The organism is Terriglobales bacterium, assembly GCA_035573675.1.
In the GTDB taxonomy this organism is placed as follows: Bacteria; Acidobacteriota; Terriglobia; order Terriglobales; family Acidobacteriaceae; genus DATMAB01.
Map to the genome: position 1 here is coordinate 20,597 of DATMAB010000012.1, position 22,143 is coordinate 42,739.

The following is a 22,143-nucleotide window of genomic DNA, read 5'->3' on the forward strand; positions in this document are numbered from 1 at the left end:
CAGTGCGTGAGTCCGAAAGACCCTCCAAGAACCGCCCACCCAGAGTCAGTAAGCTAGACCGAGGACTTCAACTTTCGCTTGAGGTCTTCGGCGATCTGGTGGCCGTGGAAACGGCCGTTCTCAATGAAGATCTCGCTGGTGCGGGAGCCCGCCACGATCACCCCGGCGACGTAGAGGCCGGGAATGTTGCTCTCCAGCGATTCCGGATCGCAGAGGGGGCGGCAATGGTCGGGTGAAAGCTCGATGCCCAGGCTGCGCAGGAAGTCGAAGTCGGGATGGTAGCCGATGAGGGCAAAGACGAAGTCGTTCTCCAGGACGACGTCGCCTTCGGGCGTCGAGAGGAGAACGCTGTCGGGCAGAATCTCGCGCACGTGGGCGTTGAAGTAGGCGGCGATCTCGGCGTTCCTGATGCGGTTCTCGATATCCGGCTTGAGCCAGTACTTCACGTTGGCGTGGATGCCGTGGCCGCGATGCACCAGGGTGACGCGCGCGCCGTGCCGCCACAGGTCGAGCGCGGCCTCGGCGGCCGAGTTCTTGCCGCCGATCACGACCACGTCCGAAGCGTAGAACGGGTGCGGCTCGCGATAGTAGTGGAAGACCTTGGGCAGGTCCTCGCCGGGGACGCCGAGGCGATTGGGCAGGTCGTAGTAGCCGGTGGCAACCACCAGCTTGCGGGCGTGGTAGTGAACCACCTCGTTGTGTGAAGTGACGGTCTCAACGTGGAAGTCGCCATCCTTGCCGCTGACGCGTACGACGCGCTCGTACTGGCGCACGTCGAGGCGGTAGTGCTGGGCGACGTGGCGATAATATTCGAGCGCTTCCTGGCGGGTGGGCTTCTGGTGCGCGGTGGTGAAGGGGATGTCGCCGATCTCCAGCAGTTCCGGCGTGGTGAAGAAGACCATGTTGGCCGGGTAGTGATAGATGGAGTTGACCAGGCAGCCCTTGTCGACCAGCACGGCGGAGAGGCCGCGCTTCTGCGCTTCGATGGCGCAGGCCATGCCGGTGGGACCGGCGCCGATACAGAGGACGTCGAAGAGATGGCCCGGTGTGTGGCGCTCGGTCCGCTTGACTTGCGTGGCGAGCGTGGGCTCGGCGTTCATGATGGCTAGAGGGGAATCGTAACACGCGGAAGTCGCGGGAAAAGCTCACCACAAAGGACACGAAGGGAACACGAAGAACGAGGGCAGGGGCGCAGGGCTCAGAAGGATAGCCTCACGAAAGTGGGACCCACGTTAGCGCCCAACTGCAGGTGTGAACGAGGCACCCTCGGCCAAATTCCTGGTTGGCGCCCAAATTAGAACTTGAAGGTGCCCCGTGTCTGCGCCGTGCTGTTCGGCGCAGACGTGGGGGAAACGAACCTTTGCGTGAGCCTGAGTCAACTGAGTCACGATGGGCACTCAACCCACGTACGCGCCAAAGGCAGGCGCGAACGTGGGGCACCAGGCCGCTGCTATAATTCGGCTTCCTTCCTGCAAACGCACACATCCATACAGAGGGGTGTCCTCATGGCGACGGCAATGAAGAAACCAGCCACCCGCACGGAATCCGACAGCATGGGCACCATCGAGGTGCCGTCCCATGTGTACTGGGGAGCGCAGACGCAGCGTTCGCTGCTGCACTTCAACATCGGCCGGGACACCATGCCGCCGGAGCTGATCCGCGCTTTCGGCATCCTGAAGAAGGCGTGCGCGCTGGTGAACCAGGACCTGGGCAAGCTGCCCGCAGACAAGGCCAAGCTGATCGTCGAGGCTGCCGACGAAGTCATCGCCGGCAAGCTGAACGACCAGTTCCCCCTGCGCATCTGGCAGACCGGCTCCGGCACCCAGACGAACATGAACGTGAACGAGGTCATCTCCAACCGCGCCATCGAGCTGGCCGGCGGCGAGCTGGGCTCGAAGAAGCCCATCCATCCCAACGATCACGTGAACATGTCGCAGTCGTCGAACGACACGTTTCCCGCGGCCATGCACATCGCGGCGGCCGAGCGGGTGGAGCGCGCGCTGATCCCCGCCGTCGAGAGCGTGGCCAGCGCCATCCGCGCCAAGGCGAAACAGTTCCAGGACGTGGTGAAAATCGGGCGCACCCATTTGCAGGATGCCGTGCCGCTGACCATCGGGCAGGAGTTCGGCGGCTGGGCCAGCCTGCTGGAGCGCGACATCACCCGCCTGAAGCAGGTGCTGGAAGGCCTGTACGAATTGGCCATCGGAGGGACGGCGGTGGGCACCGGGCTGAACGCCCATCCCGAGTTCGCCGAGCGGGCGGCGAAGAAGATCGCCGAGCTGACCGGACTTCCCTTCCGCTCCCACCCCAACAAGTTCGCGGCGCTCTCGGCGCACGATGAAATCGTTTTCGCGCAAGGAGCACTGGAGACCCTGGCTGCTTCCTTCATGAAGATCTCCAACGACATCCGCTGGCTGGCCTCCGGCCCGCGCTGCGGCCTGGGCGAACTGAGCATCCCGGAGAACGAGCCCGGCTCCTCCATCATGCCCGGCAAGGTGAATCCCACCCAGTGCGAGGCCATGACCATGGTGTGCGTCCAGGTGCACGGCGCCACCGCCGCGGTGGGCTTCGCCGGTTCCCAGGGCAACTTCGAGCTCAACGTCTTCAAGCCGGTGATGATCTACAACTTCCTGCATTCGGTCACCCTGCTCACCGACGCCTGCCACGGCTACGTCGAGTACATGGTCAAGGGCATCGAGGTGGACAAGGCCAAGGTGGAGTGGTACGTGAAGAACTCGCTCATGCTGGTGACCGCCCTCACTCCCAAGATCGGCTACGACAAGGCGGCCCAGGTGGCGCACACGGCGCACGTCGAGCACACCAGCCTGCGCGAAGCCGCGCTCAAGCTGGGTTACTTGACGGGCGAGGAGTTCGACCAACTGGTGAAGCCGGAGAGGATGACGCACCCGTAAGCCCTTCACAGGTGCCGGGGTGCGCGGTACGGGATGAAGATTAGGGCGAATGAGGATGCGGCCCAAGCGCGCGATTTCGGCCCTCCGCTTCGCTTCGGGCTTCGCGCGGGCCGCCCAGATCCTTCGCAAGAGCGGCTCGCTCAGGATGACAATCCCAAAATCAGATCAAGGACAACGTCTCGGTGGCCTTGGCGACCAGCTTCTCCTCACCGTCCTTCACCGCAAAGACTTCCGACTCACTGACGACGATGGACTTGCCGGCGCGCAGGACGCGGGCGCGGCAGCGCAGGCGGTCGCCCACGGCCGGACGCAGAAAGTTGATTTTGAACTCGATGGTGATGACGTCGCGCTCGCCTGAGGCGGCCCGAGCCGCGCCGCCGGCGGTGTGGTCGGCGAGGGTGGCCAGAACGCCGGCGTGGATGTAGCCGTGCTGCTGGCGGTGATGCTGCTTCACGGCCAGTGCGGTTTCACACCAGTCCGGGCCGACCGCGGTCAGTTCGATGCCGAGGTGGCGGAGGAAGTCGGCCTTGTCGAAGATGGAGCGGACGTGGTCGGGAACAGAAGCGTTCATAGCGTCAACCATGGGAAAGGGCGGTCATAGGAGTCCCTCGCCGCGCTCGGGATGACCGCAACACCTAGTACGACCAGCGCAGCAGTGTGGCGCCGACGGTGAAACCTGCGCCGACAGCGGCCAGCAGCACCAAGTCTCCCTTCTTCAATTTGCCTTGCTGGCGCGCGGTGTGCATGGCCAGCGGGATGGTGCCGGCGGTGGTGTTGCCGTACTCGTCGATATTGATGATGACGCGGTCGGCGCACATGCCCAGGCGGTCCGCGGTGGCGGTGATGATGCGGCGGTTGGCCTGGTGCGGAATGAACGCGGCCACGTCCTTGCCGGTGTATCCGTTGCGCACCAGGATCTTCTCGCAGACTTCGGCCATCTTGCGCACCGCGTACTTGAAGACCGCCTGGCCGTCCTGGTGCACGTAGTGCATCTTCTTTTCTACGGTCTCGCGCGAGGCGGGGTGCAGGCTGCCGCCCCCGGGCATGTAGAGCGAACAGCCTCCGGAGCCATCGACTTCATGCAGGAAGTCGAGGAGGCCATCGTCAGGGTCGGATGTGGGCTCGAGCAGCACGGCGCCGGCGCCATCGCCGAAAATCACGCAGGTGGCGCGGTCGGTGTAGTCGATGATGGAAGACATCACGTCGGCGCCGATGACCAGCACTTTCCTGTGCGCGCCGCCCGCGACGAATTGGGCGCCGGTCTGCAGCGCATAGACGAAGCCCGAGCAGGCCGCGGAAACGTCGAAGCCCCAGGCGCCCGGCGCGCCCAGCTTGTGCTGCACCAGGCAGGCGGTGGAGGGGAACATCATGTCGGGAGTGACGGTGGCGATGAAGATGGCTTCGACCTCGGTGGGCGGAATGCCACGCTCGGCCAGGCAGGCACGCGCCGCTTCCACCGCGAGGTCGGACGCGGCCACGCCCTGGTCCACAATGTGGCGCTGGCGGATGCCGGTGCGCTCGAGGATCCATTCGTTGGAAGTCTCGACCATCCTCTCCAAGTCCTGGTTGGTCAGCAGGCGGGGCGGTACGTACGTGCCCAGCGCCGTGATCTTCGCCCGCAGCGTGCTCAAACCTGATTTCTCCCGGAAAAATGAAGCGACTATTGTGGACGATGGGGCGATGAATGTCCATTCAGTCGCAACAAGGATGCCGGGCACCGGGAGAACCACTGCACACGCACGAGCCCGTTACCGTTGCTTCCTTCCGGACCTGGCGGGGTTGGCGGGATTGCGTTGCGTGGGACCCGATGCCCGACCCATCAGTTTACAGTTGCCAGTTGCCAGTTGTCAGTTCAGCACATCAGTTCTCGGTTCTCAGTTCTCAGTTCTCGGAGAAGACCTTCCTTTTGTGCGACGAGTGGAGAACAATAGAGGCCACATGGCGCAGGCGAGATTCACAGGCGGCGGATTGGCGGGTACGCGCAGCACGGTGGAGCGCTACTTCGAGATCGCGCTCTACCTGATGATCGTCACCGGGTTCACCACCCTGGCGGGGACGGGCAAGCTGGACCTGCTCTCGGTGCTGGTGGTGCTGGTGGCGCTGGGGCTGCGCGGCTACCTGCTGCTGCGAGAACGCACGGTGGTCATCCCCGAGAGCTGGACATCGTATATCGCCATCTTCTACGCGCTGTTCTACGTGGTGGATTTCCTGCTGCTTTCGGGCAGCTTCGTCACGGCGACGGCGCACCTGGTGCTGCTGATCCTGGTGGTCAAGCTGTTCTCCGTGCACCGCAACCGGGACATCGTGTGGTTGTGCGTGCTGGCGTTCCTCTCCGTGCTGGCGGCAGCGGTGCTCACGGTGGATACGCTCTTCCTGGCCGCTTTCGCCCTTTTCCTCCTGCTGGCCGTGGCGACCTTCACCAGTTGGGAGATGGCGCGGTCCGCGGCCGCCGCAGCGGGACGCGCACGCGAGGCCGCGGGCGGCAAGCGCCGCATGGCGTGGTCGCTCTCCACCACCGCCGCCATGCTGATGGTTTCCATCCTGCTGGGCGCAGCAGGCATTTTCTTCGTGCTGCCGCGGGTGACGGGCGGATACCTGAGCCAGTATGCGCCGCGCAACCAACTGGTCAGCGGGTTCAGCGACGACGTACGCCTGGGCGAGATCGGGGAGATCCAGCAATCGAGCCAGGTGATCATGCGCATCGAGATCGAGGGCGACACCGCGGGCAGCTACGACCTGATGTGGCGGGGCGTGGCGCTGGCGTCCTTCGACGGCCGGCGCTGGTTCAATCCGCCGCATCAGCTCACGCTGTGGATGGCGCAACAGGGACGCTACGACCTGGAAGCGGCCGCGCGGGCAACCCAGTCCGAGACCGCTACCCAGGGGGCGGCGCCGACACTGATCCACTACCGCGTGGTCATGGAGCCGGTGGACACGAACGTGTTCTTCCTGGCGCCGGTGGCGCGCGAACTAACCGGGAGCTATCGGCAGATCGCCCTGGACAAGGCGGGAACGGTTTACAACCAGGACCGCTTCCGTCCCGTCACCTATTACGCGGCCACGAGCGACATCACGCGGCCGCGAGCGACGACGCTGCGAGCAGCCGAAGGCACGCCTTCGCGAGAGGTCCTGGAGCCCTACCTGCAACTACCCGCACTCGACCCGCGCATCCGCGACCTGGCCCGCCAGATCACCTCCGGCGCGGGGAACAACTATGATCGCGCGGCGCAGATCGAGAACTACCTGAAAACGCGGTTCGGCTACACGCTGCAGCTCAGTGGCACGAAGGAGGGCGATCCGCTGGCGCACTTTCTGTTCGAGCGTCGGCAGGGCCACTGCGAGTACTTCGCCTCCGCCATGACGGTGATGCTGCGGGCGCTGGGTGTGCCGGCGCGCATCGTCAACGGCTTCCGCGGGGGCGAGTTCAATGACGTCACGGGCAGCTACATCGTGCGGGCGCGCGACGCACACTCCTGGGTGGAGGCGTACTTCCCCGGGCAGGGCTGGGTGGCGTTCGACCCCACGCCCGCCGCCGACCGCCCGCAACCCGGCGCCTGGCAGCGCTTCCTGCTTTACGTGGACGCGGCGCGCGAGTTCTGGCGCGAGTGGGTGATCAATTACGACTTCACGCATCAAAACCAGCTCGGCAGCACCATGCTGGAGGCCAGCCGGCGACGGCGCCTGGACACCTTGAAGTGGATCCGGGAGCGTTATCGCATGCTGGTGCGGGCGGCCCGGGAAACGCAGCAGCGCGCCAAGGAGTCGCCGCAAGAGTGGGGTGTGGGAGCGGTAGCGACACTGGCGAGCCTGATGGTCCTGTTGAATTCGCGGCGCCTATGGCGGGGATGGCGCAACCGGCGAACGGCCGCACGTCCTGAGCGGGCGCCGCGGGCAGCCGCCAGCATCTGGTACGAGCGGCTGCTCAAGCGGCTGGCGCGTCGCGGCTGGCCCAAACGGCCTTCGCAGACGCCAGAGGAGTTTCTTGCGACTCTGGGCGACGCACATTTGCGCCAGCAGGTAGCTCAGTTCACCGGGCACTACGAGCGGGCCAGGTTTGGGGAGTCGGCTGAAGACGCGAAGAAGCTGCCGGAGCTGTACGAAGAAATCACTGCCAGCCGCTAGCTCCTGGCCGCTGGCTTCCAGCCAAGGCTGTCACGCCCCCGGTCAAGCGCTCCGAGCCCCCTGTTAGAATCTAGTGTTCGATGCCCACAGAACTTCCAGTCTTGGAATGCGGCGACGCGACGACTGCCGAAGGCCCGCGCACAAATCAGGCCGCCAAGGTCGGCTTCGTGAGCCTGGGGTGTCCCAAGAACCTGGTGGACAGCGAAGTCATGATGGGCATGCTGGCGAAGGCCGGGGCGGAAATCACTCCGCGGGCCGAGGACGCCGACGTCATCGTCGTCAACACCTGCTCGTTCATCGAAAGCGCACAGCAGGAGTCGGTGAACACCATCCTGGAAATGGCCGGCCACAAGGCGTCGGACACGAACCCCGGCGGGCGGGCGAAGAAGCTGGTGGTGGCCGGATGCCTGGTCGAGCGTTACCGCGACGAGATTCGCAGGAACATTCCTGAAGTGGATGCGGTGGTGGGAACGGGGGAGCTGGACCGCATTCTGGATGCCGCGGGGATTCGAAATGGGCGGGCATCCGCGGGGTCCGCTCCGTTCACGATATTGAATTCGCGGCCGGAAGGCACCGTCCGCGAGGCAGCGGGCCGCTTCGCCCGCGACGCGTGGCAGGGCGCGATCGCCGACCTGCCGAATTATCTCTACGACGACACCACCCCACGCCTGCTGGCGACACCCAGGCACTCGGCGTACATCAAGATCGCCGAGGGCTGCGATCATCCCTGCTCGTTCTGCATCATTCCGCAACTACGCGGCAAGTTCCGCTCAAGGCGCTTCGAATCGGTGGTCGCGGAGGCCGAGCGCCTGGCGCGCAGCGGGGTGCGAGAAATCACCCTGATCGGCCAGGACACCACCTGCTATGGCGAAGACCTCGGCCTGGAGGACGGCCTGCCCTTGGTGCTGGAGCGGCTGGCTGGGATCGAGGAGTTGCGCTGGGTGCGATTTCTTTATGCCTATCCCAACAAGATCACCGGGCGCCTGCTGGAGACAATCGCGCGACACGACAAGGTGTGCTCCTACATTGACGTGCCGTTGCAGCATGCCTCGCCCGCGGTGTTGAAGCGCATGAAGCGCGGCGCCGGGGCGGAGATCTTCCTGCGCTCGATCGAGAAGATGCGCCGCACCATCCCCAACCTGACGCTCAGGACCTCGTTCATCGTGGGCTTCCCCGGCGAAACGGAGCGAGACTTCGACGAGTTGTGCGATTTCGTGCGGGCCGCCGAGTTCGATTGGATGGGCGTGTTCGCCTACTCGGACGAAGCCGGCTCCGAGGCCTACCACCTGGCGAGCAAGCTGGAACCCAGGGAGATCGAACGGCGTCGCAGAAAGCTGATGCAGGTGCAGAAACAGGTGAGCCGACGGAAGAAACGGAAGCTGCTGGGCCGCGAGTTCGACCTGCTGGTGGAGGGTCCTTCGGAAGAAAGCGCGCTGCTGTGGGAGGGACGCACCGAGATGCACGCACCGGAAATTGACGGCAAGGTCTTCGTCAGCGACTTCGGACCGCACCGCCTGCCGACACCCGGCGATTTCTACCGGTGCGAGATCGTGGAAGCGCACGACTATGACCTGGTGGTGAAGCTGCTGTAGTTACGCGCGCATTCTTCCGACGCGCTCGAATGACCAAGAAGAAAAGAATTCGCAGCCTCCGCTGTCCGACGTGCCGCAAGCTGGTACTGCGTTCCGAGCCCGAGTTTCCTTTTTGCAGTGAGCGCTGCCGGTTGATCGATCTGGGCAAGTGGGCGAGCGGGCAGTACGTCATCTCGACTCCCATCACAGCGCCTGAGGGCGACGCGCCGGGACAAACCTCGCAATCCCAGCCACAGCAACCTGCGAAGCGCGATGGAAACCACGAGCGATAATCCTGTCCCGCTGCCCAAAGCGCCCCTGTGGGCGTGGATGGTCGCCACCCAACTGGGAATCGGACATCTACGGCCGGCGCCGGGGACCTGGGCTTCGGCAGCGACGGTGGGGCTGTGGGTGGCTCTGGCTTCTTCACTGCCATCAGAACTGCACTGGCCGGTAGCGACAGGACTGGCCGTGGCCGCGGTCCTGGCCGGGATTCCCGCGGCTGCGGCGGTGGCCCGGGAGCGCGGCACCGACGACCCGCAGTCGGTGGTGATCGACGAGGTGGCCGGCCAGATGGTCGCGCTGTTGGCGCTGCCGGTGGCTTGGAAATCGCTTCTGGTGAGCCTTATACTTTTTCGCGTCTTCGACATCGTGAAGCCGCCGCCGCTGCGCCGGCTGGAAAAGCTCCACGGCGGTCTGGGCATCATGATGGATGACGTCGCAGCGGGACTGTACGCGCGCCTGGGCGCCGAACTGCTGCTGCGAGCGGGCTGGCTGACGTAGAAGCGCACGAGCGTTGGGGGACGATGGGGATCTCCGACCGCATCCTGGGAAGAAAAAACATCAACGGGAAACCGCACATCGAGGCGGTCATCCCGCCGGCTGCGCTGCCCGGGGGCGAGGTCCGCATCGTGGGCAGTGCCCTGAAGCCGCCTTCGCTGGGCCGGCCGCGCGTTCGGTTCGGCGAGGTGGAAGGCTCGGTCGTCATCAGCTCGGAAGATTTTCTGGTGGCCCGCGTCCCGGAGGGCGCCGTGGCCGGGCCGGTTGTGGTTTCCACCAACGGACACAATTCGAACGCGCATCATGTGGAAGTGGCGTTTCCCGTGGCGGAGAATCTTCACCCCGTAGCCAATCCCGCGCTCGACGCCGAAGGCAACATCTACGTGACCTTTTCCGGCTCACGCGGGCAAAAGGTCCCGGTCTCGGTCTACAAGATCGACACGCACTACAACGTGAAGCCGTTCCTGACGGACGTGATGAACGCCACCGCGATGGCGTTCGACCGTGAAGGCCGCCTGTACCTGACCTCGCGTTACGACGGCACGGTCTACCGCGTAGCGTCGAACGGCACACTCTCCACCTACGCCGAAGGCATGGGCATCGCTACCGGGATGGCGTTCGACCGCGAGGGCAACCTGTACGTCGGCGACCGAAGCGGCACCATTTTCAAGATCGCCCCGGACCGGCAGATCTTCGTGTTCGCCACTATTGAGCCGAGTATCGCCGCGTACCATCTGGCGTTCGGGACGGACGGCCATCTGTACGTGACCGGCCCGACCACGTCGAGCTTTGATGTCGTGTACCGCATCAGCCCCGCCGGGGACGTCTCCGTGTTCTACCGCGGACTGGGACGACCCCAGGGCATCGCTTTCGATGTCCACGGCAACCTGTACGTAGCGGCATCGCTGGGGGGCAAGCGCGGCATCGTGAAGATCGCGCCCGACGGACAGGCCTCCCTGGCGGTGGCCGGCTACGGCCTGGTAGGGCTGGCGTTTGCCCCCGGGAAGTCGGCCATCCTGGCGACTACGAATGCCGTGCACCATCTGGCGTGGGGAATCCAAGGGAAGCCGCTAATCGACTGACCGAGTGAGTCCTTGCTTCATTGAAGCATTGGAAAGGCTGTGGAAGCGGTCCGGGAGTGGCATGTCCCGCCCTGATTATTCGTGACTCAATGAGAAAATGATCCATGTCCGTCTCCGCCGAGATCATCGCCGTCGGCTCTGAGTTGCTCACTCCTTTCCGCCAGGACACGAATTCCCTGTTTCTCACCGAGCAACTGAACCGCCTGGGAGTCGAGGTCATTTTCAAGACCATCGTCGGCGATAACCGCGGACACATCGAGGAAACCGTACGGCTGGCGCTCGACCGGGCGGACGTGATCCTGATCTCCGGCGGCCTGGGCCCGACCGAGGACGATCTCACCCGCGAGGCCGTGGCCGCCGCGCTGGGACGGGAACTCAAGCGTGACCCGGGCCTGGTGGGCGAGCTCTATGCGCGCTTCGCGGCACGTCGCATCAAGATGCCGGAGAACAACCTGCGCCAAGCCGACCTGGTGGCGGGCGCTAAAGCGATACCCAACCCCAGGGGTTCCGCTCCGGGACAGTGGATCGAAGGCACGCTGGACGGGCGCGAGAAGATCGTGCTCCTGCTTCCCGGACCGCCGGTCGAATTGGAGCCGATGTTTCTCGACCACTGCGCCGAGCGTTTGCGCGCGAAGCTGCCGCAGGTGTTCATCGCCACACGGGTGCTCAAGGTGGCGATGGTTCCTGAATCGCAGCTCGATTCCAGAGTGGCGCCCATCTACAGCAAGCAACTGCGGGTGCAGACCACGATTTTGGCGTCGCCCGGGGAGTGTCAACTTCACCTGCGGGCTCGCGCCGTCTCGCAGGAAGAGGCGCAGCAACTGGTGGACGACCTGGCGGAGGAACTTGAGGACGAGCTGGGCGACCTGATCTTCTCCCGCGAAGGGGAAACGCTGGAGCAGATCGTCGGCTACTACCTGCAGATGAGACAAGCGACGCTGGCGGTGGCTGAATCGTGCACAGGTGGGATGATCGGACAGCGCATCACTTCTGTGAGCGGCAGCTCGCGCTACTTCGTGGGCGGCACGATCGTGTATTCGAACGAATTGAAGACCAAGCTGGCAGGCGTCCCGGCGAAACTCATCAAGGCGCACGGCGCGGTGAGCCGCGAGGTGGCTTCTGCGCTGGCGGAGGGCGTGCGCGAAAAAGCAAAAGCCCGGATGGGGCTGGCGGTCACGGGAATCGCCGGCCCTACCGGGGGCACAGAGGAAAAGCCCGTGGGGCTGGTCTTCCACGCACTGGCCGACGGAAAGAAAACCGAGGTCATCGAACGCAAGTTTCCCGGCGACCGGGAAATGGTCCGGCGGCTGGCCAGCCAGCAGGCGCTGGATATGGTGAGGAGGAGACTGCTTTGAGCGTCCAATTACACCGAGACCGCAGACCCGACCTCACGCTACTAGCTTCCAGCCTCCAGCCACTAGCTAGGAGCTAGGAGCCGCCGTGCGACTCTTTGTTGCGATAGACATCGAGGACGCAATTCGCCAGCGGCTGGCCCGATTCATGGAAGGTGTGCGTGGATTTGCGCCGGAGGTGCGCTGGGTGCGGCCGGAATCGCTGCACCTGACGCTGAAGTTCCTGGGTGAGACGGATGAAGCCACGGCGGAGCGCGTTCGTCAGAGCCTGGCTGGAATACGGAATAGAGCGCCACAGATCTCGTTCGGCGGCACCGGCTTCTTCCCTACTCCGCGGTCGGCACGAGTCTTCTGGATCGGCGTGGAAGCCAGCGAACCTCTGGCTGAGCTGGCAGAAAAAGTTGAGCAGGCGATGGAGGGTCTGGGCTACGAACGCGAGCGACGGGAGTTTGCGCCCCACCTGACGCTGGCGCGCTCCGGCTCCGGGCGACCGGGGCGCGGGCCCGAGGACAAACCCAACCTGCGCTTTCGCCGCCTGCAGGAAAAGCTGGCCGCGATGCCGCCTCCGGACTTTGGTACCATGACGGCCCGCGAGTTCCATCTGTACCAGAGCAGGCTCTCGCCGAAAGGCTCCGAGTACACCAAGCTCGCGAGCTTCAAGCTGGATTGAATGGAAAAGCTTGCCATAGTCGCCGGGCTTTCGTATTTGCTGGGCTCCATTCCGTTCGGATACCTCCTAGTGCGCATCTTCCACAATGAGGACGTGCGACGCACTGGCAGCGGGAATATCGGAGCAACAAATGTGGCCCGCAGGTCTGTGGCCCTTGGGATCGCAACACTGGTGCTCGATGCAGGCAAAGGGTTTGCCGCAGGTGTGGTACTTGTTCAGCTAACATACTGGCGGGAAATCATCGATTGGGCTTACCTGAACGTGCCCTGGTCCCAGGATCCTTGGCCACATCCTTTTCCCTCCGAGATATACGTCGCCGCAGCCGCGGCTAGCCTCTTTGCCGTGGTCGGCCACATCTTTCCCATCTGGCTCAAGTTCCGGGGCGGTAAGGGTGTAGCGACGGCCGCCGGAAGCTTTGCCGTGCTGGCTCCGGACGCTATGCTGGCGGCGTTTGGCGCGTTCCTGCTGATGGTAATGCTGTTTCGCTATGTTTCACTAGGATCCATGGTGGGGGTTGCGGTCTTCCCCGTGGCGGCCTACCTCCTTCATCGCCAGGCGCTCCCGGCCAGCGCGTATGCCCTGATGGGGGTCGGCTCGGCGCTCATCGTCGGCAGACACCACGCCAACATCCGGCGACTGTTGGCGGGCACGGAAAACCGCCTGCACTTCCTCCGGCACAAGGAGAGCGCGTGAGCGAGATCGCGGTCATCGGCGCGGGGGCGTGGGGCACGGCCATCGCCATCGCTCTCGGACGCCGGGGCACGCACCGCGTCCGCTTGTGGGCGTACGAGAAGGAAGTGGCCGAATCGCTGGCACGCGAACACACCAATCACCTCTTTCTCCCCGATTTCAAGGTTCCGAAGACGGTCGCAGGAACGAACAGCATGGAGCAGGCGCTTATGGGAGCGGAAATGGCGGTCACAGTGATGCCGTCGCACCATTGCCGCCGGCTCTACGAGCAGATGGCTCCCCATCTGACGCCGCAAATGATGCTGTTAAGCGCAACCAAGGGCATTGAGAACCAAACGCTGCTGCGCATGACCGAGGTGGCCACGGAGGTGCTGGCCAAGGCCCGACCGGAGATGAAGCCCCGCATCGGCGCGCTGAGCGGTCCGTCGTTCGCCAAGGAAGTAGCGCGGGGCGATCCCACAGCGGTCGTGGTCGCTTCGAAGGATTCCGAACTAGCGGCATATGCGCAACAGGCGCTGAACGACTCCAACTTCCGCGTCTACACCAGCGACGACGTGGTCGGCGCAGAGATGGGTGGGGCGCTGAAGAACATCATCGCCATCGCCGCGGGCGTGTGTGACGGGCTGGGGCTGGGACACAACACCATCGCCGCGCTGATCACCCGCGGGCTGGCAGAAATCACCCGGCTGGCCGTGGCTTGCGGCGCGCGGCGCGAAACCATGTTCGGTCTGGCAGGCGTCGGTGACCTGGTGCTGACCTGCACCGGGGGCCTCTCGCGCAACCGCTCCGTGGGCGTGGAACTGGGACGCGGACGCAAGCTCGATGACATCGTCGCCGGCATGCAAGGGATGGTCGCGGAGGGCGTACTCACCCTGAATGCCGCTCGCGGGCTGGCAAAACGGCACGGCGTGGAAATGCCCATCACCGAACAGATGCACGCCGTACTGTACGAGGGCAAGGCTCCCATGGCCGCCATCCATGAGCTGATGACGCGCCCTGCCCGGGGCGAATGGGGCGCTGGAAGTGCCTGAGCCGATGCGGGTTGCCTGGCCTCAAAGCCCACTCCTCCGGCCGCAGCAGCACCTTGGTAACTGCCTCAGAGCGGGGATTCAGGGTCGTTTCGCCCGCCTTTCGCGCTACAATGCGCTGCAGTTTGCCGGCTCGGATCGGGGCTGAATGCCAACGCTGACGCGCATCTCCATTCTGTACGTCATCCTGGGCGTGCTGATCGTCGTGAGCGTAGTCCCGCCTCTCTTCTATGGCACGCTGGTCGCCAGCCGCAACCGCGAGCGGCTGGAACGAAACGAAAAGCTCCTGCAGAACACCATCACGCGCTCGCTCGGCGAAGACATCGCACAGCGGCACACCGGGTTGCTGACCATGCTGTCGAATCTGTCCTCCGCCATCCAGGTGACCAGCGGCGGGGACATCGAGCCGGAGCCGAAAGTGACGTCACCCGAGCTGCGGGCGTTGCTGGAACGCTTCGTCTCTTCCTCGGAGGACATCGCCTACGCCACGCTCCTGAATACGCAGGCGCGGGGCATCTCAGCCGGGCGCATCACGCCCGACGACTTCATGCGCCGCGAGCTGGAGCATGCCTTCACCGCCGCCAAGGAAGGGCGCTCGTACACCGGGCAGACGTTGGCGACCGGCTCCGGGAAGGAAACCAGCACGATGATGCTGGTGAGCACGCCGGTGATGGTGAACGGGCGGTTCATCGGCATGGTGGGGGCCATCGTCAACCTGCGCTATTTGCTGCAGCGTTTGCGGGACGCGAGCACGGGAGGACTTTCCGCCTACGTCGTGGACCGGCGGGGCCGCCTGGTGGCCAGCGCCGATCCCAAGTATGCGACCGGGCGTGACATGACGCAGTTCGAGATCGTCAAGACCTTCGTCGAGCAGGGCGCGCGCCTGCGTCTGGCGGAAACCCGGCCGTTCACCATCCGCGAGAACGACGAGACCCTGGACATGCTGGGCACTTACAGCCCGGTGCCGGCGCTGGAATGGGCGGTGATCGCGCAGAAGCCGCAGGAGGAGGCTTATCGCGAAGCCCGCGAGATGCAGCGCACCGCGCTGGGGCTGGCCGTGGTCTTCGTGCTGGTCAGCGTGCTGATCAGCACCTACGCCGCCCGGCGCATCACCTTCCCCCTGCAGACATTGACGGAATCCAGCCGAGCCATTGCGCGCGGCGACTTCTCGCAACGGGTGCGTCTGAAGAGCCGCACCGAGATCGGCGAACTGGCCGAGACCTTTAACATCATGACCGGCGACCTGGAACGCCTGGTCGCTGACCTGAAGCGGGCGGCGGAGGAGAACCGCACCCTCTTCCTCAGCTCCATCCAGATGCTGGCCGGCGCGGTGGACGAGAAGGATCCCTATACCAAGGGCCACTCCGACCGCGTCACCCGCTACTCAGTCATCCTGGCCACGGAGATGAAGCTGCCGCAGGAGGAGATCGAGAAGATCCGCATCGCCGCCCTGCTGCACGACGTGGGCAAGATCGGCATCGAGGACCGCATCCTCAAAAAGCCGGGCGCGCTCACGCCGGAAGAGTTCGAGATCATGAAGACGCATACCACCAAGGGCGCCACCATCCTGCGCCCGGTCGAGATGCTGAAGGACATGATCCCTGGCATCGAGCTGCATCATGAATCGCTCGATGGGCGCGGCTATCCGTACGGGCTCAAGGGCGACCAGCTTCCGCTGCTGCCGCGCGTCATCACCGTGGCCGATACCTTCGACGCCATGACCACCAACCGCCCCTACCAGGCCGCGATGGAGACAGGCTACGTGGTGCGCATCATCAATTCGCTGGCCAACACCAAGTTCGATCCCCGCGTGGTGGCCGCGCTCACTTCAGTGTTCGAGCGCGGCGCGCTTCGCCTGCATCGTGCGGCCACGATCTCCGCCGAGCAGGCTGCGGCCGCCGGCGTCGGCACTACCACCGACCGCGAACTCGGCCAGGCCTTTCTGGGCTAGAACGTCCCTCCTGACCCGACCGCTATAATTGACTTTTGGGCTGCGCCACGCCCGCGAATCATGATCCAGACCCTGTTCGGCAGCGAGGAGAAAAAGACCGGCTTCCTGGACCGCCTGAAGCAGGCGGTAGAGCGCACGCGCGAGAACCTTAGCGAGCGCATCGAAGCGGTTGCCGCCATTGGCAAGGAGATCGACCGGCAGACGCTTGACGAATTGGAAGCCTCGCTGGTGGGTGCTGATCTGGGCACAACTACGACCCACGAGGTCCTCGAAAAGCTCCGGCAAAAGGTCGATCGACGGCAGATTGCCGATGTCCAGGAACTGAAACGACTGCTGAAAGAGGAACTGCTCGCCATCCTGGCCAGCGCCAACTCGCGTCCTGCAAGACGCGTGGAGCAGGGGCCGGAGGTCATCCTGGTCGTAGGCGTGAACGGCACCGGCAAGACCACGACCATCGGGAAGCTGGCGCATGTGTTGAGGGCCCAGGGCAGGAGCGTCTTGCTTTGCGCGGCGGACACCTTCCGCGCTGCCGCCATCGAGCAACTGGAGATCTGGGGCCAGCGCACAGGGGCGGAGGTCATCAAGACGCGGCCGGGCGGCGATCCCGCCGCTGTGCTGTACGAAGCGCTGGAGGCGGCCAAGGCGCGCAAGATTGATTACGTCATCGCGGATACGGCCGGCCGCCTTCACACCAAGACCAACCTTATGGCCGAGTTGGAGAAGATGGGCCGTACCGCGCAGCGCCTGGTGCCCGGAGCGCCGCACGAGATCCTCTTGGTGATGGACGCCACGACCGGACAGAACGGGTTGCAGCAGGCGCGGCTGTTCACACAGTCCGCGGGGGTGACGGGAATCGTGCTCACCAAGCTGGATGGCACCGCCAAGGGCGGCGTGGTCGTCGCCATTTGCCGGGAATTGGGCCTGCCGGTGCGCTACGTGGGCGTGGGCGAGAAGCCCGCCGACCTGCTGCCGTTCGATCCCCGGGAGTTCGTGGATTCGCTGTTCGAGTAATCCTTGAAGGATCGCCCCGATGGCCAACCGTATCGAAGACGAAGTGTTCATGAGGGAGGCGCTGGAACTGGCGCGCCAGGGCATCGCGCTGGCTTCTCCCAACCCGCACGTCGGAGCGCTGCTGGTGCGGGAAGCGCAAGTGATCGGCCGCGGCACGCACACGTGGGAAGGCGTGAAACACGCTGAGGTACTCGCCCTGGAGCAAGCGGGCGAGAAGGCACGCGGCGCGACGCTCTACCTGACGCTTGAGCCCTGCTGCCATGAAGGACGCACCGGTCCGTGTGTAGAGCAGGTGATTACGGCCGGCATCCGGCGGGTGGTGGTCGCCACCAAGGATCCCAACCCGCTGGTGCAGGGACGCTCGCTCGAGCGGCTGCAAGCAGCAGGCATCGAAGTCGCGGAAGGCGTGAGCCAGCACGAGGCGCGCAAGCTGAACGAGGCTTTCGCCAAGCATATCCGCACCCGGACGCCGCTGGTCACCCTGAAAGCGGGCATGACGCTCGACGGCAAGATCGCGCCGCCGCCGGGTGAGAGCGAGAACCCGTCCGCCCTCGGCGTCGGTGGCGCCACCGGCGGGTGGATCACCAGCGAAGTGGCGCGGGCGCACGTGCAGGAGCTGCGCCATTCCATGGACGCCATCATGGTGGGCGTGGGCACCATCATCGCCGACGATCCTCTGCTCACTGACCGCACCGGCCGCCCCCGCCGGCGGCCGCTGCTGCGCGTCATCTTGGACTCGCGCCTGCGCCTCTCTGACGAGTCACGGGTCGCCAAAACGGCTAAGGACGACGTGCTGGTGTTCTGCTCTTTCGCCGAAGAAAAGAAGAAGAAGCGGCTGGAAGAGCTCGGCATCCGCGTCGAGCAGGTGCCGCTGGGCGCCTCTGACGGCCGTCCCGACCTGCGCAAGGCGATGGAAAAGCTCGGCCAGATGGACATCACCAGCGTGCTCATCGAGGGGGGCGCGCTGGTCAACTGGACCGCGCTCGCCTCCGGCGTGGTGGACAAGGTCTTTCTCTATTACGCTCCCAAGATCCTGGCGGGGACGGGCTCAGTGCCGTTTGCCAGCGGCGCGGGGTTCCGGCGCATGAGCGAAGCCGCCCACATCAAGATGCTCACCGTGCACCGTTTCGGCGAGGACTTCGCCGTCGAAGGCTACCTGCGCGATCCCTACGAGGGACTCTGATGTTCACCGGCATCATCGAGGAAGTCGGCCGCGTGGTAAGGGTTGAGACGATTACCGCGCGCAACGGCGCCGCTCACTCCCGTATCACTGTGGAGGCCCCCGCTGTGAGTCGCGAGTTGAAGAGGGGCGACAGCGTTTCCGTCAGCGGTGTGTGCCTGACGGCGGTGGCGATCACCCCGGGCTCCTTCAGCGCCGATCTCGCCGCCGAAACCGTGGCCCGGACTTCCTTTGGCCGCATCGCAACCGGCGCGTCCGTGAACCTCGAGCTGCCCATGAAGGCGGGGGCACGCATGGGCGGGCACGTGGTACAGGGTCATGTGGACGGCGTAGGCACGCTGGTGGCGCTCACGCCGGTCGAGGGCGGCGACGACTCCTGGTTGCGCGTGAAGATTCCTCCAGAGCTCGCGAAGTATGTCGTTTTCAAGGGCTCCATCGCCATCGAGGGCATCAGCCTGACCGTCGCTCGCATCGAAGGCACCACCGTGACCTGCGCCATCATTCCGCACACACTCGGGGCCACGAACCTTGGCTCACTCCAGCCGGGAGACGACCTCAACATCGAGGTGGACATCCTCGCCAAGTACGCCGAGAGGTTGAAGGGTGAGGAAGTTCCCAGCGAGGTCACGTTGGAGCGACTGGTGCGGGAAGGATTCTAGGCGATCACCAGCTCATCCAGCCTGAGGAACTGCTGCACGACGGGGTCATCCGACGCATCCATCTGCTGCGGCGTGCCGAAAAAGTGGACCCTTGCCTCGTGCAGAAAGACGATGCGGTCGGCGAGTTTCCGGGCCAGGCGCATGTCGTGCGTCACCACGATCGAGGTCAGCTTGAGCTGGTACTTGAGCTTCTTGATGAGGTCACCCAGGAGCTGGGCCATCAGCGGATCCACCTGGGTGGTGGGCTCATCGTACAGGATGCATTCCGGCTGCGCAGCCAGCGCGCGCGCGATGGCCACCGAGCGCTTCATGCCGGTGGAGAGGTCGGAGGGCAGCAGGTCGCGCATCTCCCGCACGCCGACCATGTCCAGCAGGCCGTCCACGATCTGGTAGATCTGTTCCTCGTCCAGGTCGCGCCGCTCGCGCAGCGGAAAGGCCACGTTCTCACCCACCGTGAGCGAGTCAAAGAGAGCACCGTTCTGGAACACCATCGTCACTTTCTTGCGGATGCGCTCCAGTTCCGCCTCCGGATAGTCGGTGATGTCTTCAAACGCTACGATTACCCGGCCGGAATCCGGCTTGAGGAAACCCATGATGTGGTGCAGCGAAACCGACTTGCCCACGCCGCTGCGCCCGATGATGCACACCGTCTCCGCCGGAAAGACGTTGAAGCTCACATGGTCCAGGACCACGTGCTCGCCGAACGCCTTCGAAACGTCGCGGAACTCGATGTAGGGGATGCGCTCCTGAGTCATGGGCCGGCCTGAAGGGCGCGAAGTCGCGCGCGGGCGCGCTCGAACTCCTCGCGCGTGTTGAGATTCTGGAACATCGCCGGGTCAAAGGCAAATCGCTGCATTTCTGCCTCTTCGATGATGCGGGTGGCGACGCAGGTGAACAGCGCATCCACCTTGTGGTTGCCCTGTTCCAAGGCCGCCTGGGCGGCGTCGCGGAGATTTCGATGGTACACGGCGCACAATGGCTGAAAGCCGCCACCCGCACGGGGCACCGTGACCATGGCGCCGCTCCTGCCAGCCTCGAGCACTAGGTACTGGAGAAAACCCGGCTCCACAAAGGGCGAATCCACGCCCAGCACCAGGTTGAGCGCGCTTGACGTCGAAGACAACGCAGCGTGGATGCCGCTGAGTGGCCCGCGTCCGGGAAAAATATCCTCGACCACCGAACCGTGGGACTGGTAGAGGCTCGCCGGGCCCACAATCGCGACACTTGGACTGAGTGTCCGCGCCAGTTCCAGAGCACGGGCCAGCAGCGTCTTCCCTTCCAGCTCCATGAAGGCCTTGTCGCTTCCCATGCGGCGGCTGCGGCCGCCTGCCAGCACGAAGACCGCCAGATCCTTCCCTGCCTGCGTGTCTGGGATGAATCGGGGCAAGACCCCTCCTGAGGCCGCATTCTAGCCGACCGACGGCCGCTGCCGCCGCGGCGCACATGCTACAATCCCGCGCGATTCATCCCCTGCACCTGAGCCATCCACTGACGCACGTATGGATCTCCGCCGAAGACTCGGCCTTGCGCTGATTGTTCTGACGGTCACCACGGCGGCAGCCGTGGCCGGATACCGCATCATGGGTGGAACGTCCGTCTCCCTCCTGGACGCCGTGTACATGGCCGTGATCACGCTGGCCGGGGTTGGTTACGGCGAGTTTGTGGACACCAGCCGGGTCGCCGCCCTGCGCGTATTCAACATCTTCGTGGTCATTATCGGCGTGGCAGTGACTCTCTACGTATTCTCGGTCGTGACGGCGTTCCTGGTGGAAGGGGACATCAGTAGAATCTTCTGGAGACGCAAGATGCTGAAACGGATCGGCGAACTCAAGGACCACTACATCGTCTGCGGCCTGGGAGACACGGGCCGCCACGTCGTCGAGGAGCTCCAGAAGACCGGCACGCCGTATGTCGTCATCGAGCAGCGGGAGGAGCACGTCAGACACTTCCAGGAGCACCACGGCGAAGCGTTTGGCGACCTCTTGTACTTGCTGGGCGACGCAACGGACGAGGCCGTGCTGGACCTGGCCGGCATCGACCGCGCCCGCGGCTTGATTGCCGCCCTGCCCTTCGAGAAGGAGAATCTGGTCATCACCGTGATGGCGCGTCAGAAAAACACCGGATTGCGCATCGTGGCCCGCTGCACCGACCTGAAGTTTTCCGAGCGCATCCTCAAGGCCGGCGCCAACGCCACCGTCTCGCCTGACCACATCGGCGGGCTGCGACTGGCCAGCGAAGTACTCCGTCCGCATGTCGTGAGCTTTCTGGACATCATGCTGAAGGAGCAGAGCCGCACCCTGCGCATCGAGGAGATCGCAGTCGAGGCCGGCTCACTCTGGGTCGGCAGGAGGATGGCTGAGCTGAACCTGCGGGCGGGCTACAACCTGTTGCCGCTGGCCATCCGCACGGCCGACGCCGCCGGTGCGCAGTTCGTCCCCAACCCCGCCGACGACCGTCCCCTGCTCGGCGGTGATGTGATCATTGTCATGGGTGCGATGGACGATGTGCGCCGCGCGCGTGAAGCCGCGCGCGCTGTCGCCTCACAAGCTATGTAGTCAGTGGACTTCCACGCCGATGATGCGACCCGCCGCGTCCAGTTCCAGGTTGGCCGCCGCCGTGAATACAGCATCGCCGTTGAAACCGGGCACGGAGATGAACACTCGCGGGTCCACGTAGCTGACTGGACCCTGGCTTTCCCGGGCCGCCTGGCCCGCCTTGTTGATCAGGGAGAGCGCCTGCTGGGTACGATACTTCTTGGGAACCTCAAAGGACAGGTCAGCCAGGTCGCCGGTCTCAGAGACAGAGAGAGCCACCTCCACCGGGATGCGTACCTGCACATCCAGGTCGTCGCGCTTGAGGTGCGGCTGCAGCGAGACGTAGTACTGGCAGCGCCCGTCTTCCGGATTCATCTCCGATCGTTCCACCCGGATGCTCATAAAACTCACCCCAAAGGGGACACTTCTTGTATCACACCCAAGCCGCCATGCAAATACCGAGTCCCCCGGCTCACCCCAGGTTCCCGGTTGCCACCGCAACTCGCTGCTATGATTCGGGTTCAGAACCAATGGGTTGTCTGCGATGCCGGCGGGTGCATCTAATGACCCAGTGGAGCTGTTACCGATCCCAGTGAGGGCA

The 22,143-nt window shown here is 64.6% G+C and carries 20 protein-coding genes and 1 other RNA gene; 14 read left to right on the forward strand and 7 right to left on the reverse strand.

Translation table 11 applies throughout. The features are described 5' to 3' along the window. Positions 1–53: 53 nt before the first annotated feature. A complete protein-coding gene (locus VNK82_04035; GenBank protein HXE90115.1) occupies positions 54–1,100 on the reverse strand; it encodes a YpdA family putative bacillithiol disulfide reductase in 1,047 nt (348 codons plus the stop codon). A gap of 405 nt (positions 1,101–1,505) precedes the next feature. On the opposite strand from VNK82_04035, the gene fumC reads away from it, so the two are divergent. Continuing rightward, a complete protein-coding gene (fumC, locus tag VNK82_04040; GenBank protein HXE90116.1) occupies positions 1,506–2,912 on the forward strand; it encodes a class II fumarate hydratase in 1,407 nt (468 codons plus the stop codon). A 160-nt stretch (positions 2,913–3,072) separates the two neighbouring features. Here fumC and VNK82_04045 read toward each other — a convergent pair whose 3' ends face one another. The 3 genes from VNK82_04045 to ffs all read right to left on the reverse strand — a co-directional run bounded on the left by VNK82_04045 (position 3,073) and on the right by ffs (position 4,722). Then, on the reverse strand, positions 3,073–3,483 hold the full coding sequence (locus tag VNK82_04045; GenBank protein ID HXE90117.1) for a PaaI family thioesterase: 411 nt from the start codon (positions 3,481–3,483) through the stop codon (positions 3,073–3,075). Between the two features lie 64 nt (positions 3,484–3,547). Beyond that, positions 3,548–4,543 (reverse strand): beta-ketoacyl-ACP synthase III, encoded by a 996-nt coding sequence (locus VNK82_04050; protein HXE90118.1) that lies wholly within the window; start codon positions 4,541–4,543, stop codon positions 3,548–3,550. 81 nt (positions 4,544–4,624) lie between these two features. Next, an RNA gene (ffs, locus tag VNK82_04055) (signal recognition particle sRNA small type) lies at positions 4,625–4,722 on the reverse strand. 128 nt (positions 4,723–4,850) lie between these two features. Here ffs and VNK82_04060 point away from each other — a divergent pair. The 12 genes from VNK82_04060 to VNK82_04115 all read left to right on the forward strand — a co-directional run bounded on the left by VNK82_04060 (position 4,851) and on the right by VNK82_04115 (position 19,008). Then, complete coding sequence (locus VNK82_04060; protein HXE90119.1) at positions 4,851–7,034, forward strand: transglutaminaseTgpA domain-containing protein; 2,184 nt, start codon at positions 4,851–4,853, stop codon at positions 7,032–7,034. A gap of 80 nt (positions 7,035–7,114) precedes the next feature. After that, complete coding sequence (gene rimO, locus VNK82_04065; protein ID HXE90120.1) at positions 7,115–8,626, forward strand: 30S ribosomal protein S12 methylthiotransferase RimO; 1,512 nt, start codon at positions 7,115–7,117, stop codon at positions 8,624–8,626. A 252-nt stretch (positions 8,627–8,878) separates the two neighbouring features. Next, the gene (locus VNK82_04070) at positions 8,879–9,388 is read left to right on the forward strand and encodes a phosphatidylglycerophosphatase A (GenBank protein ID HXE90121.1); all 510 of its coding nucleotides are present in this window, start codon (positions 8,879–8,881) and stop codon (positions 9,386–9,388) included. Between the two features lie 23 nt (positions 9,389–9,411). After that, positions 9,412–10,467, forward strand: a complete 1,056-nt coding sequence (locus tag VNK82_04075) for a hypothetical protein (GenBank protein HXE90122.1) — start codon at positions 9,412–9,414, stop codon at positions 10,465–10,467. 104 nt (positions 10,468–10,571) lie between these two features. Beyond that, positions 10,572–11,822, forward strand: a complete 1,251-nt coding sequence (locus VNK82_04080; GenBank protein HXE90123.1) for a competence/damage-inducible protein A — start codon at positions 10,572–10,574, stop codon at positions 11,820–11,822. A gap of 85 nt (positions 11,823–11,907) precedes the next feature. Beyond that, entirely contained in the window at positions 11,908–12,489 is a 582-nt protein-coding gene (thpR, locus tag VNK82_04085; protein ID HXE90124.1) for an RNA 2',3'-cyclic phosphodiesterase, read from the forward strand. Further along, entirely contained in the window at positions 12,490–13,182 is a 693-nt protein-coding gene (gene plsY / locus VNK82_04090; GenBank protein HXE90125.1) for a glycerol-3-phosphate 1-O-acyltransferase PlsY, read from the forward strand. Further along, complete coding sequence (locus VNK82_04095; protein ID HXE90126.1) at positions 13,179–14,210, forward strand: NAD(P)H-dependent glycerol-3-phosphate dehydrogenase; 1,032 nt, start codon at positions 13,179–13,181, stop codon at positions 14,208–14,210. Before plsY ends, VNK82_04095 begins: the two co-directional genes overlap by 4 nt. Before the next feature lie 145 nt (positions 14,211–14,355). After that, the gene (locus VNK82_04100; protein ID HXE90127.1) at positions 14,356–16,158 is read left to right on the forward strand and encodes an HD domain-containing phosphohydrolase; all 1,803 of its coding nucleotides are present in this window, start codon (positions 14,356–14,358) and stop codon (positions 16,156–16,158) included. A gap of 60 nt (positions 16,159–16,218) precedes the next feature. After that, positions 16,219–17,169: a signal recognition particle-docking protein FtsY gene (gene ftsY / locus VNK82_04105; protein HXE90128.1), complete on the forward strand. Its 951-nt coding sequence runs from the start codon at positions 16,219–16,221 to the stop codon at positions 17,167–17,169. A gap of 19 nt (positions 17,170–17,188) precedes the next feature. Next, on the forward strand, positions 17,189–18,352 hold the full coding sequence (gene ribD / locus VNK82_04110) for a bifunctional diaminohydroxyphosphoribosylaminopyrimidine deaminase/5-amino-6-(5-phosphoribosylamino)uracil reductase RibD (GenBank protein HXE90129.1): 1,164 nt from the start codon (positions 17,189–17,191) through the stop codon (positions 18,350–18,352). Further along, positions 18,352–19,008 (forward strand): riboflavin synthase, encoded by a 657-nt coding sequence (locus tag VNK82_04115; GenBank protein HXE90130.1) that lies wholly within the window; start codon positions 18,352–18,354, stop codon positions 19,006–19,008. Before ribD ends, VNK82_04115 begins: the two co-directional genes overlap by 1 nt. Here VNK82_04115 and VNK82_04120 read toward each other — a convergent pair. Next, positions 19,005–19,763, reverse strand: coding sequence for an ATP-binding cassette domain-containing protein (locus tag VNK82_04120; protein HXE90131.1), 759 nt, complete (start codon positions 19,761–19,763; stop codon positions 19,005–19,007). The two genes, VNK82_04115 and VNK82_04120, sit on opposite strands and share 4 nt — an antisense overlap. Further along, the gene (locus VNK82_04125) at positions 19,760–20,395 is read right to left on the reverse strand and encodes a molybdenum cofactor guanylyltransferase (protein HXE90132.1); all 636 of its coding nucleotides are present in this window, start codon (positions 20,393–20,395) and stop codon (positions 19,760–19,762) included. Before VNK82_04125 ends, VNK82_04120 begins: the two co-directional genes overlap by 4 nt. Positions 20,396–20,507: 112 nt before the next feature. Here VNK82_04125 and VNK82_04130 point away from each other — a divergent pair, with 112 nt between their 5' ends. Continuing rightward, positions 20,508–21,563, forward strand: coding sequence for a potassium channel protein (locus tag VNK82_04130; protein HXE90133.1), 1,056 nt, complete (start codon positions 20,508–20,510; stop codon positions 21,561–21,563). On the opposite strand, the gene VNK82_04135 is transcribed toward VNK82_04130, so the two are convergent. Further along, entirely contained in the window at positions 21,564–21,932 is a 369-nt protein-coding gene (locus tag VNK82_04135) for a hypothetical protein (GenBank protein ID HXE90134.1), read from the reverse strand. Between the last annotated feature and the right edge of the window lie 211 nt (positions 21,933–22,143).

What these genes read in the sequence shown, in the direction of transcription:
- VNK82_04035 (HXE90115.1), bottom strand. Translation starts at nt 1,100, where the DNA reads ATGAACGCCGAGCCCACGCTCGCCACGCAAGTCAAGCGGACCGAGCGC.
- fumC (HXE90116.1), top strand. Translation starts at nt 1,506, where the DNA reads ATGGCGACGGCAATGAAGAAACCAGCCACCCGCACGGAATCCGACAGC.
- VNK82_04045 (HXE90117.1), bottom strand. Translation starts at nt 3,483, where the DNA reads ATGAACGCTTCTGTTCCCGACCACGTCCGCTCCATCTTCGACAAGGCC.
- VNK82_04060 (HXE90119.1), top strand. Translation starts at nt 4,851, where the DNA reads ATGGCGCAGGCGAGATTCACAGGCGGCGGATTGGCGGGTACGCGCAGC.
- rimO (HXE90120.1), top strand. Translation starts at nt 7,115, where the DNA reads ATGCCCACAGAACTTCCAGTCTTGGAATGCGGCGACGCGACGACTGCC.
- VNK82_04070 (HXE90121.1), top strand. Translation starts at nt 8,879, where the DNA reads ATGGAAACCACGAGCGATAATCCTGTCCCGCTGCCCAAAGCGCCCCTG.
- VNK82_04075 (HXE90122.1), top strand. Translation starts at nt 9,412, where the DNA reads ATGGGGATCTCCGACCGCATCCTGGGAAGAAAAAACATCAACGGGAAA.
- VNK82_04080 (HXE90123.1), top strand. Translation starts at nt 10,572, where the DNA reads ATGTCCGTCTCCGCCGAGATCATCGCCGTCGGCTCTGAGTTGCTCACT.
- plsY (HXE90125.1), top strand. Translation starts at nt 12,490, where the DNA reads ATGGAAAAGCTTGCCATAGTCGCCGGGCTTTCGTATTTGCTGGGCTCC.
- VNK82_04100 (HXE90127.1), top strand. Translation starts at nt 14,356, where the DNA reads ATGCCAACGCTGACGCGCATCTCCATTCTGTACGTCATCCTGGGCGTG.
- ftsY (HXE90128.1), top strand. Translation starts at nt 16,219, where the DNA reads ATGATCCAGACCCTGTTCGGCAGCGAGGAGAAAAAGACCGGCTTCCTG.
- ribD (HXE90129.1), top strand. Translation starts at nt 17,189, where the DNA reads ATGGCCAACCGTATCGAAGACGAAGTGTTCATGAGGGAGGCGCTGGAA.
- VNK82_04115 (HXE90130.1), top strand. Translation starts at nt 18,352, where the DNA reads ATGTTCACCGGCATCATCGAGGAAGTCGGCCGCGTGGTAAGGGTTGAG.
- VNK82_04120 (HXE90131.1), bottom strand. Translation starts at nt 19,763, where the DNA reads ATGACTCAGGAGCGCATCCCCTACATCGAGTTCCGCGACGTTTCGAAG.
- VNK82_04130 (HXE90133.1), top strand. Translation starts at nt 20,508, where the DNA reads ATGGATCTCCGCCGAAGACTCGGCCTTGCGCTGATTGTTCTGACGGTC.